Source organism: Spirosoma luteum DSM 19990 (genome assembly GCF_000374065.1).
Taxonomy (GTDB): domain Bacteria; phylum Bacteroidota; class Bacteroidia; order Cytophagales; family Spirosomataceae; genus Spirosoma; species Spirosoma luteum.
Window position 1 is genome coordinate 161,748 of sequence record NZ_KB893301.1, and the last position, 12,018, is coordinate 173,765.

General features: G+C 52.3%; 11 protein-coding genes. 5 read left to right on the plus strand and 6 right to left on the minus strand.

Annotated elements, in window-relative coordinates:
• Positions 1-77: 77 nt before the first annotated feature.
• Complete coding sequence (ribD, locus tag B156_RS0125430; RefSeq protein ID WP_018622622.1) at positions 78-1,136, minus strand: bifunctional diaminohydroxyphosphoribosylaminopyrimidine deaminase/5-amino-6-(5-phosphoribosylamino)uracil reductase RibD; 1,059 nt, start codon at positions 1,134-1,136, stop codon at positions 78-80.
• 129 nt (positions 1,137-1,265) lie between these two features.
• Between ribD and prmC the strand changes: the two genes are divergently transcribed.
• The 5 genes from prmC to B156_RS0125455 all read left to right on the plus strand — a co-directional run bounded on the left by prmC (position 1,266) and on the right by B156_RS0125455 (position 5,077).
• The gene (prmC, locus tag B156_RS0125435) at positions 1,266-2,114 is read left to right on the plus strand and encodes a peptide chain release factor N(5)-glutamine methyltransferase (RefSeq protein WP_018622623.1); all 849 of its coding nucleotides are present in this window, start codon (positions 1,266-1,268) and stop codon (positions 2,112-2,114) included.
• A 55-nt stretch (positions 2,115-2,169) separates the two neighbouring features.
• On the plus strand, positions 2,170-3,147 hold the full coding sequence (locus B156_RS0125440; protein WP_018622624.1) for an AAA family ATPase: 978 nt from the start codon (positions 2,170-2,172) through the stop codon (positions 3,145-3,147).
• Between the two features lie 59 nt (positions 3,148-3,206).
• Entirely contained in the window at positions 3,207-3,710 is a 504-nt protein-coding gene (msrB, locus tag B156_RS0125445; RefSeq protein WP_018622625.1) for a peptide-methionine (R)-S-oxide reductase MsrB, read from the plus strand.
• A gap of 112 nt (positions 3,711-3,822) precedes the next feature.
• On the plus strand, positions 3,823-4,374 hold the full coding sequence (locus B156_RS0125450) for a hypothetical protein (RefSeq protein ID WP_026261059.1): 552 nt from the start codon (positions 3,823-3,825) through the stop codon (positions 4,372-4,374).
• Positions 4,367-5,077: a hypothetical protein gene (locus B156_RS0125455; RefSeq protein WP_018622627.1), complete on the plus strand. Its 711-nt coding sequence runs from the start codon at positions 4,367-4,369 to the stop codon at positions 5,075-5,077. The genes B156_RS0125450 and B156_RS0125455 overlap by 8 nt, the downstream gene beginning before the upstream one ends.
• Positions 5,078-5,202: 125 nt before the next feature.
• On the opposite strand, the gene B156_RS0125460 is transcribed toward B156_RS0125455, so the two are convergent.
• The 5 genes from B156_RS0125460 to B156_RS0125480 all read right to left on the minus strand — a co-directional run bounded on the left by B156_RS0125460 (position 5,203) and on the right by B156_RS0125480 (position 11,977).
• Positions 5,203-6,858, minus strand: coding sequence for an MBOAT family O-acyltransferase (locus tag B156_RS0125460; RefSeq protein ID WP_018622628.1), 1,656 nt, complete (start codon positions 6,856-6,858; stop codon positions 5,203-5,205).
• Positions 6,848-7,900, minus strand: a complete 1,053-nt coding sequence (locus tag B156_RS0125465; protein WP_018622629.1) for a glycosyltransferase family 2 protein — start codon at positions 7,898-7,900, stop codon at positions 6,848-6,850. Before B156_RS0125465 ends, B156_RS0125460 begins: the two co-directional genes overlap by 11 nt.
• Before the next feature lie 14 nt (positions 7,901-7,914).
• Positions 7,915-9,642, minus strand: coding sequence for a hypothetical protein (locus tag B156_RS0125470; RefSeq protein ID WP_018622630.1), 1,728 nt, complete (start codon positions 9,640-9,642; stop codon positions 7,915-7,917).
• Between the two features lie 97 nt (positions 9,643-9,739).
• Positions 9,740-10,480 (minus strand): dolichyl-phosphate beta-glucosyltransferase, encoded by a 741-nt coding sequence (locus tag B156_RS0125475; protein WP_040586338.1) that lies wholly within the window; start codon positions 10,478-10,480, stop codon positions 9,740-9,742.
• Between the two features lie 6 nt (positions 10,481-10,486).
• Positions 10,487-11,977 carry a DUF6056 family protein gene (locus B156_RS0125480; protein WP_018622632.1) on the minus strand — a complete coding sequence of 497 codons (1,491 nt, stop codon included), beginning with the start codon at positions 11,975-11,977 and terminating at the stop codon, positions 10,487-10,489.
• Positions 11,978-12,018: the final 41 nt, after the last annotated feature.

Genomic DNA, 12,018 nt, shown 5'->3' on the forward strand with positions numbered 1-12,018 from the left:
GAAAGAATTAGTTCAACTGAAAAGCACACGGAAAACATACAATCAGACCTGGACGAATGTATAGCTATAGTCCCTGCTTAGTTTTCAGACCTATTTTTATAGATAGTCAACTCATCCTGCCCCACCATTTCCCGACTCACCAGCCTTCCTTCCACCCTGGGGGCTTTTACGGCGGTCTGACTTCTTCCAAGCATCATCGGGCTTCGTAGCACGCGCATCTCATCCCAAAGCCCGGCACCCATAAACGACTGTAGTAGCGTTGTTCCCCCCTCTACCAATACTGACTGAATTTTGCGTTGGTAGAGATCGTCTAGTGCGTGAATGAGCGAATCGGTAAATGCGTGAATGACACCTGGCTGTTCAGTCACGCTCTTAGTTTCTACCTGATGATAAACAACAGTTGGCTGAGAACCGTCAAATAAGTGCAGGTTGGGAGGCAGTGAGCGATCTTTATCGAAAACGATGCGGACCGGATTTTTACCGTTCGGCCAAAGCCGCACATTCAGGCGGGGGTTGTCGATGCGGGCGGTGTTGGTCCCTACCATAATCGCGTCTTCTTCACTGCGCCACTTGTGTACCAATCGACGGGACAATGGCCCACTAATCTGTATCGGTTGTCCCGCTTCGCCAGACAGGTAGCCATCGGTCGTTTCGGCCCATTTCAGGATAATATAAGGTCGTTTTTGTGCTATGAACGTAAAGAAACGCGCGTTCAACGCCCGACCTTTTCCGGCCAAAACACCCGTTTCTACAGTAATACCAGCCGTCCGGAGCCTGGCAAAACCCTGCCCCGACACCAGCGGATTAGGGTCATCATTGCAACAAATGACGCGTTTTACCCGGTTTTCGATGAGTAAATCGGCGCAGGGGGGCGTTTTTCCCCAGTGTGAACAAGGTTCCAGGGTGACATAAACAGTAGCTTCCGCCAATAGATGCGTATCTTGGGCACGAACCGAGCGAACAGCATTTACTTCGGCGTGCCAGTCGCCGTACTGCTTGTGCCAACCCTCGCCAATGATGCGTGGTTCCTGCCCTTCGGCATGGTGAACTAGCACACAGCCGACCATGGGATTGGGGCTAACGCTGCCCCGGCCAAGGGTAGCCAGTTCGAGAGCCCGGAGCATGAATAGGTTCATAGTTTATGGAATTCAGTTAATGGTTTACAGTGGTTTGGCTTTGGATTGTCGGCCTGCCGAAAACCACAAACCGAAAACCGTATACCATAAACTTCTTAGTTTTACGCAAAATTACTCGACCAGAATCAAATGGCTACAGCCAAACCGCTTTACGAACGAATCAGCCGGAATATTACTGCCTATCCACCCGAAGAAGCGCGGGAAATGGCGTTTATGTTGCTCGACCACTATTTTGGTCTGCGAAAAACGGATATTTTAACCGATAAGCCCCTGCCCCCGAATCGTACGGAACCCGACTGGTTTAAAATACTGGAACGGCTGAACCGGCAGGAACCGATTCAACACGTTATCGGTACCACCATTTTTTGCGGACTGGAGTTTGAAGTAACCCCCGATGTGCTGATTCCCCGACCCGAAACGGAAGACCTGGTCCGGCTCATCATGCACGACTTTGCCGACCGTACCGACGATGTACCCATTCTGGATATCGGTACGGGCAGCGGGTGTATCGCTATTACGCTGGCCCGGTTTCTCCCCCAATCGGTGGTGACGGGGTGGGATGTGTCCCCGAAAGCCCTTGACCTGGCCCGGCATAACGCCGTTAACCTGAAGGGAGCCGTGACGTTTGCTATTCAGGACATCCTGAACGTTTCGATGGATTTTACTAATCGGTTCGATTGCGTGGTGAGCAATCCACCCTACGTCACGCGGTCCGAAGCTATCGACATGGACCGGAACGTGCTTGATTACGAACCCGGCCTGGCGTTGTTTGTGGAAGATAATGACCCGCTGGTTTTTTATAAAGCGGTAGCCGATTTCTGTACGAATCACCTGACGAAAGACGGGGCCTGTTACGTTGAGATAAACGAGCGGTTCGGGGAGGCTACCCGGCAGGTATTTGCCGAACGAGGATTCACTAAAATTCAGGTGTATAAAGACATTCACGGTAAAGACCGCAGCATCCGGGCAACGTTTTGACTATAGTCAATCAGTTACTTGGTTAAATAGCCAATCAACCAGTTAACAAAACTTCATGCAATCGACTACCACCTTTTCCTACCACACAAAAATCCGTGAGGTATTTGCCGAGATGAGCCAGGTTGTGGTAGGGCAGGATCGGTTGCTCAATCGGCTGCTTATTGGGTTGTTTACGGGCGGGCACATCCTGCTCGAAGGGGTTCCGGGTCTGGCTAAAACGTTGACCATCAATACGCTGGCTAAAGTGCTGGAACTGGATTTTCAGCGCATCCAGTTCACCCCCGATCTGCTTCCCGCCGATCTGATTGGAACGATGATTTTCAACCAGAAAACCGCCGAGTTCGAAGTGAAACAGGGCCCTATTTTTGCCAACCTGATTCTGGCCGATGAAGTGAACCGCTCACCGGCTAAAGTACAGGCCGCCCTGCTCGAAGCCATGCAGGAAAAGCAAGTGACCATTGGTGAGGAAACGTTTATGCTCGACCGGCCTTTCCTGGTACTGGCCACCCAAAACCCGGTGGAGCAGGAGGGAACCTACCCGCTACCCGAAGCCCAGGTGGACCGGTTTATGATGAAAGTTTTTGTCGATTACCTGAGCAAAGAGGATGAACTGGCCGTGATGCGACGCATGTCGAACATGAACTTCGAGTACGAAGTGCGTCCCGTTTTGGGCAAGGAAGAACTGGTTGCTATTCGGGATGAAATCAATGGCATTGCTATTTCCGAAACCCTGGAGCGGTATATTATCGAACTCGTTTTCGCCACTCGTCGACCCATGGAGTACAATTTCCGCGATGAGGCCCGCTACATCCAGTTTGGCGTATCGCCCCGCGCCAGTATCAACCTGAATCTGGCTGCCAAAGCACTGGCTTATTTCGACCGGCGCGATTATGTATTGCCCGAAGACATCAAGGAACTGGCCCCGGATGTGTTCAACCATCGCATCATGCTCAATTACGAAGCCGAGGCCGATGGCGTTACAACCCTGCAGGTGATCGATTCCATTCTGCGGAAAGTACCCATTGGCCGATAACCGGTTGTGAACGGTAGACTGCTCTCCGTTGTTTTGACAGAGAAAAGCAGTTTATACGCATGAAATCAACGCTGATATTTATACTACTGGCTACCCTCCTGGGCGGAGGGATATGGTTCTACGGTACCTACGTAGCGAAGCCACGCCCACCGCATCGTCGCCCCGCAGGTGCTACGTCGCCCGGTAATCGGCGGGTCGAGAAAACGGATGCGGAGTGGAAAGCTGTCCTGACGGGTTCGCAATACAATATCACCCGGCGCAGTGGTACCGAATGGCCCAACAGCAGCGCCCTGACCCACGAACATCGGCGGGGAACGTACACCTGCGTAAGTTGCCGGAATCCCCTTTTCTCTTCCGAAACCAAGTTTGAATCGGGTACGGGCTGGCCTAGTTTCTACGCGTCCATCGTGCCCAATGCCGTTTATAACGAGCCGGACGGCGGGCGAACGGAAGTGCGCTGCGCGGTGTGTGATGCCCACCTGGGGCATGTGTTCAACGACGGACCCGACCCTACCGGATTACGGTATTGCATGAATGGCGTAGCCATGGCGTTTGAGGAGTAGAAGTTAATGAATGCCTACCAGATTTTAACTAAAAATAGGGCTCTTGTCCATAAAAAGTAATCTGTTTTTTTGTACATTTAACGTGAAATTCGCAATTCGCGAATTGCGAATTATGAAAAAGCATAATGGAATGCGCCCGCAGGATTTGCCCATTCTGCTGAAAATAGAAGCGCACAGACAGAAGAACACGTACGGGACACTTCTTGCAATAATTCCTTTATTGAAGAAAGATATTGCCACTCAGTTGGGAATCAGTGCATCTGAAATAACAGAATCACTGGCCCGGTCGGCGTTTGCGGGTTTATACGATCCGAACCAGAAAAAGGTGATGGCCCGTGCTTTACTGGAGTTCGTGCAGTACGGTTTGAAATATGTTTTTCCGCAACAACCGGGTGCCCTGGTAAGGGGTATTCCTACGGCTCATTCGGCTAAACCATTAGCTGAATTGATTCAGTCGACAGAACCGTATGTATGGCCGAGTGCCGACGGTACTATGCGCGGCCAGGCCATTGAACCACTCTATCCTACCCTTGTACAGGCAGTAAATAATGACTCACGTCTATATGAAATGCTGGCTTTGGTGGATGCTATCCGTGTGGGGAAGGCGAGAGAAGTAACGATGGCTGTCGAAGAACTTCGCAAACGGCTATCAGTACATGAATAATCACCACGTTAATTTAGTCCGGTTGCGGGTAGTTGCTTCCGCACTAGCCGAGTTGAACGAAAAAGTGGTTTTTGTAGGTGGAGCTACGGTTGGTTTATATGCCGATAATGCAGCAGCCGTAGAATCACGGCCAACCGACGACATCGACATTGTGATTGAAGTAGCTACCTATGCCGAATTGAGTGGCAAAATTGAAGAAAGACTGCAACAGTTGGGGTTCAGGAACGATCATGGGTCGCCGGTAATATGCCGATATAAAATTCACGGCCTGATTGTGGATATTATGCCTACGAACGCTGATGTCTTGGGCTTTAGTAATCGCTGGTACAAAAAGGGAGTTGCCGAATCGATGCGCTATCAAATAGGCAATCAACAGGTTATCCGCATTTTTTCCGCACCCTACTTCTTAGCCAGCAAATTTGAAGCATATGGCTCGTTTCGGCATGGTAGAGACCCACGCATGAATTCTGATTTTGAAGACATTATTTACGTGTTTGACAACCGGAATAAATTGCTGAATGAAATTAGTGAAAGCCCAGAGTCTGTTCGGACGTGTTTACAAACAGCAATAAATGGGCTACTCAATAGTCCTGCCGTTTACGAAAACGTTTATGCCCATCTGGAAAGAAACACGGCCAGTCAACGCACCCAGCGTATACTGGAGATCTGGCAGGCTATTGTTGGCAAGGCAGACAATCCATAATTCTCATAAGCTCAACTCGAACCCAGCTAATACCTCTTCTCCGGATAGCGTGGTGTTGAACGGAACGATTTGAATCTCCACGTTAGCCCGGAATATATGGATAATTTCGATTTTGGGAATCAATATCAGAACTGAAAGTAAATGAACTGATTGGAGGAGAAAACCCCGAACAGATAGGTCATGAAGGTGATTAGCCCGAACAACACCACGAAGCGAACCGTGCTTTTTGTCGGGATGGTGAGGTAGAAGTATTCTTTCAGCAGCAGGAGGGCAATCAGAAAAACGCTGAAGCCCATTTCTACCAAATTCATGGGGCTGGCCAGGGTATCCGCAAACGATAACGTACCAATTTTTTGTAGAATCAACAGCGCATCGCTCAGACTATGCGCGCGGAAAAACACCCAGGTCAGCATAATCAGCACAAACGTAAAGAGTGTGTTCCCTACCACGACTAGGGGCGATTTATGATTTTCTACCGGGCGGGTACTTCGACGGCTGGCTGGCGCCGAAACAGGGCCATAATTAGCCGGGTGAGGAGGGGTGCCGGGCTGGGCCGAAACGGGGCCCCGGTCCGGAAATTCGGCTCCCGATTGGCGGGTATCGGGAGTAGCCGAAACGGGTCGTAATGCTGGCGCAACCGAAAAGCCCAGCCGTATCAGCAATTTATCGCGCAGAACGGCCAGGACCTGGTACAGGCCGTTCAGGCCACCCCAGATAACATACGTCCAGTTGGGGCCGTGCCATAAACCACTGGCCAAAAACACGATGAGCATGTTTAGGTACTGGCGAAACTCGCCTTTGCGGTTGCCACCCAGCGGGATGTACAGATAATCCCGAAACCAGGTAGAGAGCGAAATGTGCCAGCGTCGCCAGAATTCCGATACGGATTGGGCAATATAAGGCGTTCGGAAATTTTCCATGAGCGTGAAGCCCATCACCCGTGCTGCTCCAATAGCCACGTCGGAATAGCCCGAAAAATCGCAGTAAATCTGGAAGGTATAGAAAAACGTGGCTACCAGCAACGTCATCCCGTTCTGCTGCGACGGGTCGCCATACGCATAGTCCACGAGCATAGACAGGCGGTCGGCAATAACCAGCTTTTTGAACAGGCCAAACGCCATCTGCATCAGGCCGGCCTTTACATTTTCCCTATCATATTTAAAGTAGGAGTGAAACTGCCAAAGCACGTTCTGGGGCCGTTCAATAGGCCCCGCCACCAACTGCGGGTAGAACATGACGTAGAGGGAATAGATGCCAAAATGACGCTCGGCTTTTTGGTTGCCCCGGTATACCTCGATGGTGTAACTCATGGCCTGGAACGTGTGAAAAGAAAGGCCAACGGGCAGTATGCTCATATTGTCTTTGAAGGACGAAACGCCACTTTCACCGAACAGGTGCAATACCTTGATGAATACCCTGTTTCCCAGGCTAAATACCTGGTCGGCAACGGCGGGCATGCCGATATGATCGAACAGCCACGTTATATTTTCGGTGAAAAAGCCCAGGTATTTGAAAAAGGCCAGAATGCCGATGTTAGATATCAATGACAGAATCAGCAGCCACCGGCGCGTTTTTCCGGTCGACTTTTCAATCCATATACCCGCTATGTAGTCGATAACGATGGTCAGAAACAGAATAACGATGTATTCTGGCTTGAGAACCATGTAGAAGTAGCAACTCGACAGGAGCAGCAGCACCCAGCGTCCCCGCCATTTAAGGCTAAAGTAACCCAGGGTGACTACGGTAAAAAATAATAAAAACTGAAGCGAGTTAAACAGCATTCTCAGATGATTTCGGGCTATTCAGTCCCTGTAGAGGTTGCCGCTGTTGCTGACAAATTACTTCCCGAACAACATACAGTGGACGGCCTTTGGCCTGAAAAAATATCCGCAGAACGTACTCCCCAATTAACCCCAGGGCAACGAGTTGAATCCCACTGAACAGGATAATAAAAAACAAAAGGGCCGTAAACCCCTGGGGCACGTCGTGATACACAAAGCGCTTAATGAGCGTCTGAATCAAGTACAAAACAGCAAAGCCCAGGGTAACCATACCCATCCGGGTAATGACTTTGATTGGGTATTCGCTAAAATTAAAAATACCGTTGTAGGCTAGCCGCTGAAGCATTTTGAACGAATACTTGGATTCGCCATCCACGCGGGCATCGCGCTCGTACTCAACCCCTATTTGCCGAAACCCGATCCAGCTACGCATACCCCGGATAAACCGGCTCTCTTCGGGCATTTGATTCATGATATCGGCTACCCTGCGGCTAATGAGCGAAAAGTCGCCACTGTCCAGTGGAATATCCACGTAGGAAATTGACCGCATGAACCGGTAGAAGGTGGAATAAGCTATCCGCTTAAACCAGCTTTCTTTCCGTTTTTTACGAACAGCATACACCACATCGTATCCTTCCTGGTATTTCTGATAAAATTCCGGCAACAGCTCGGGAGGGTCCTGCAAATCGCCATCAATAATAAAGAGGGCTTCGGTGGCGCGGGCGGCTGCAATACCGGCGGTCAGGGCAATCTGATGGCCGTAATTTCTGGATAGAAATACGCACTGATACCGGCCGTCAGTGAGGGCTAGTTGCTGCATTTGCAGAGCCGTGTTGTCGCGGCTCCCATCGTCGATCAGCACCACTTCAATCCGCAGGGGCATTGCCTCCATAACGGCATTTAGTCGGGCAACCAGATGGGGAAAAGCCTCGGTCTCGTTGAACAAGGGAGCAACAATGGAAATCTGCGGTTCTGACAAAGCGGTATTAAACGGACGGTTGGCAACGGACAAAAGTACGTTTTTTTGACTTTCAGGTAGCATTTGAGGCCGGTTTCTTACGGAATCGTTATTTGCCGGTTGCTGAAACGAACGGGTTGCGCCGAACCCGGCGGTGTCAGTATACCCACCCTGTATGTTCCGGGGGCTAAAACTGGATTGATTACCTCCGCCCATATTGTTTTGACGGGCCGTCTCAGGTAGAAGGCGCTGGGCCGGAAACCTGACTCTGACGGGAACAGGTAGGTTCGCTGGGCCGACTGGACAATGACGGCGGCATTGGTAATGGGCTGTGGCAACGCGCCTAAGCCCGTTTCTACGATGTAACTATACCCCCCGCCATCCACGTGCAAATCCAGGGTGGAATCGGTGGCAACTGACGTCAGTGCCGACGGACTCAGAGCTGCTTCGTACGGCGTAAAGTACCCATCCGGGTAGTGATACCAGTTGCGGCTAACGGCATCCCCCATCACCCGGCGAACCATGGTGGCGAAGGCGGACCCCCAGTTGGGCCCGAGGCCAATAGCATTATGCTTCTGGTTGTAGGCAAACGTCAGGAGCGTGTGCCTGCGCTGGGCAACCTGGGGCCAGTGTAACCCATACGAAACGACCCAGACAACAACGCCCAACGCCAGCCCGGCACGCATCCACCGGTTCAGCGTTTGTTGGGTATGCAGTTCGCTGAGGCCATTCAGGTAAACCAGCGACGTGAGCAGGGCCGGATAGATCATGTAATTACTAACCAGCATGACCTCGTAGCCGAAACGGGGTCGTAGAAAAGCCACAATGAACGCATTGATGAACAGAAAGGCATAGCTGCCCGTAAAAAAATACCGACGGCGCTGCCGGGCCATATCAGACGACCGGTGCCGCGACCAGAGCGGCCAGTTCATGCGCCACAAGAACCAGAGCACGGTAGGCACGAGCACCAGCCCAAACAGGGTAGGCAGAATGCTGCGCCTGACGATGTCATGTACGGGCATAAAATCGAGCAGTGCCCCAACGAAAGTAAAGAAGGCGGCTACGACAATATGGGGCGATTGCAGGAAAAAAGCGACGCTGCTGTCGTTCCCCTGGGCATTCTGAAAGTCGTGGAAGTAAAAAATGATCGTGGCAATGGCGACACCAACCCACAGGCCCAGGCGTTTCCAGTGCTGCGCCAGCACCAGCACCACGGCACCCGCCACCCAGCCAAACAGGCCGTTACTCATGGAGAGTGACGCCAGCATCTGCACCGCCAGTGCGCCCATGAACCGGTATTGCCCCGTTCCGGATAACAGGTAAATAGCCAGCAGGATAAGAAAGATAACCACGCTATGCTGCAACCCCGTTAACGCCCACAAACTGGTGAGGTAATATTGAGGCTGCCAGAACACAAAACAGACAGGCAAAAAGGCCAGTAGTGGCAGATTCATGGAGCGGAAAACCCGGTAGAACAGTGCAAACGTACCAAGTAGAAAGCCAAAAGCAACGAAAATGAGCCAGCGGAAGTTAACCTCGCCCGTTAATGCCCGCATGAGCACCGTCGTGAGCTTGGCCGTCAGAATCCGGTGCTCGTTATTGGGCCGGAGCAGCCAGTCGAGCTTTTCAGTCAGTGTCGTTGCGTCGCTGTAGCCCAGAATGAAACTAAGAAACGCATCCATATCGTCAACCCAGGGCACATTCACCGCGTAAGTCAACACCAGAGCGACGTAGCAGACAATTGGGATGGCTATCAACACGGGGGCCAGGCGACGAAACCCGTTCAGCAGCGTGGAGTTGGTAGACGAAACAGTGGGACTCAACATAAATGTTTTAACAGTAGTGGACTAGGCTCCCTAAGCAAGGCAATCTACGTCAATGCCGGTCAGCCGGTGCTGGATCAGTGGCGAAACAATAGCCTCATTAGCCAGCGTTACGGTAGGTTTGATGAATACGGTACAACTCATACCACATCTTGAACATGTAAGTGGGGCTAATGCGCGAATCGCTTTGCTCGATCCACTGCCGCAGCGGTACCTCGGCCGCATGAACCGGAACAGCAGCCCGCCCGTGCTGCCGGATGAGCCGGGCCAGCAGTTCGACATCGAATAGCCACGGGCTGATGAACGGCTCGGTGAACAACCCGCTTACTACGCCCCGCCGGAAGAGTTTGGCCCCGCACTGGGTATCGTACACGGGCAACTTCAGGATATTGCTGATGAAGGTGGCAATGACGCGGCCCACGTAATGCCGGAAGGCATCCCGCCGGATGTCGGCTCCCAGAAATTTAATGCGTGACCCCATAACCAGATCGAGCATGGGTTGCTGGTTGAGCACCGTCTGCAAATCGCCAATGGCATCGAGGGGGGTAGCCAGATCGGCGTCCAGATAGCCGAGGTAATCGAACGCCTGATCGGAACAGTGCAGCATACCGGCCCGCACGGCCCCGGCTTTGCCCTGGTTAGTTGCCAGGTTCAGCACCTCAATCCGACCGGGATACTGCTGCTGCAAACGCTCCAGCACAGCCTGGGTGTCGTCCTGGCTCCCGTCATTCACGAAACAGAGCTGCACCGAAGGAACCCGGTTCAGATACGCGATAAACGCATCGGCCGGAAGTCGGTTTGCTTCGTTGTAACACGGAATAATCATACAGACTAACGACATGCGGAATTAACGTTTAGCGGGAAATCCTACCGAGGATACAGGTACCGGAGCAGTTGCCGCCGTAGTAACAGTAGAGTCGAGAATGATGACTTTGTGGTTGTAATAGCCCGATTGGCAGCGGTTCCACCAGTGGGTACGATCAAGCTTAATATCTTCAACAAACAGGCTCGGCGGGTAAACACTGATGGGGGCCAGCCGTAGGGTGTCCCCCGGTTGCTGAAGTAGCCGGTGACGTTCGTTCATTTCTTTGTTGTAAACCGCAGCCCGGCCACCCAGCAAGTCGGTGTAGAGCTGATTAAGCGACGTACTGAACGCGATACTGCCAGCCAGCCAAAGAGCGGTAACCACCAGCAGGGGCGTTTTCACCTGCGTTGTTGAGAAGGTCGATACCCTGGATGCTGTTTCTGTGCTGCTAGACCGGTTGCGGCCCGCCCAGACGGTGAGCACAAAAAACCAGCCCAGCGTGAAGAATACGAACAGGACGTTCATGGTCCGGGCGAAGGGAGGCAACCCAATTCCGTAGTAGGAGGGGAAGATAGTAGCCGCCAATAACCCAACGTACACGACGGTGAGCAGGGGAGCAGGCAGGGTGAACAGAGGGGCGTTGGGCGCACCGGGTTGGGTAATGCGTCGGGCTATGGGCCAGTAAAGGAGCGATAGGGGTATAATGGGTGTCTTGATTAACCATCCCCCCACCGATTTGGCCAGCCAGCCAAACGATGAACCCATCGACTTAACCAGTTCACCACTGTGGGGGTTACCACCCATACGGACAGCATTGCCCGGTGCCCGGAACAACAGCCAGGACGATGCCAGCGCCACAACAACCAGAAATACCAGGAACGGATCGAAAGTGCGCTGAAACAACAGGCGGTACCCCGCAATCGCCAGTAGAAGCAGGAGCAGCAGAATGAGGTTGGTTTCTCCCGAACCAATGCTGGCAAAAACCAGAAATCCGGCCCATACCACCGTCAGCCATTTGTTGGGGCCCGCCGGTTCCCGGTACCAGCGTAGCATAACCGCCAGCAGGTAAATGGTTAAAACCGTGGGTACGGTATAAGTAGCAATGGCCGCCGTCCAGAAGAATGCTTCAACGACACTTTGCAATGCCAGCACAATCAGGAAGAAGAGGACACCGGTTGTTAACAGGCGGTTTTTTAACGACTCGCCCCGGAGCAGTTCACTGACCAGCGTAAACAGCGCCGATAACAGCGCCGTAACAGTCAGCACCGGAATTAGTCTGAAGCCATCATACCAGCCCCATACGAGCGGGTTGGCATGAACGAGCATGTTGGAGAAATAGCGGCCTGTCCATCCGTTGTAATAATAGTTCTGGGCCGACCAGAACCCGTAACGAACGGCTGTATCCGCAAAACAGTAGTCGTCGGCGGCCGACGGGTGGTTGTAAAGCGACAGGCAAAGCAGCGGAATACAGGCCAGCAGAAACAAAAAAACGGCGGTAGCATTGGCAACCCGCCCGGCAAACGATTCTTTCATAGTGTAGCACCCGGCCTGGTGGCCCGGTGTGAACGGTTATC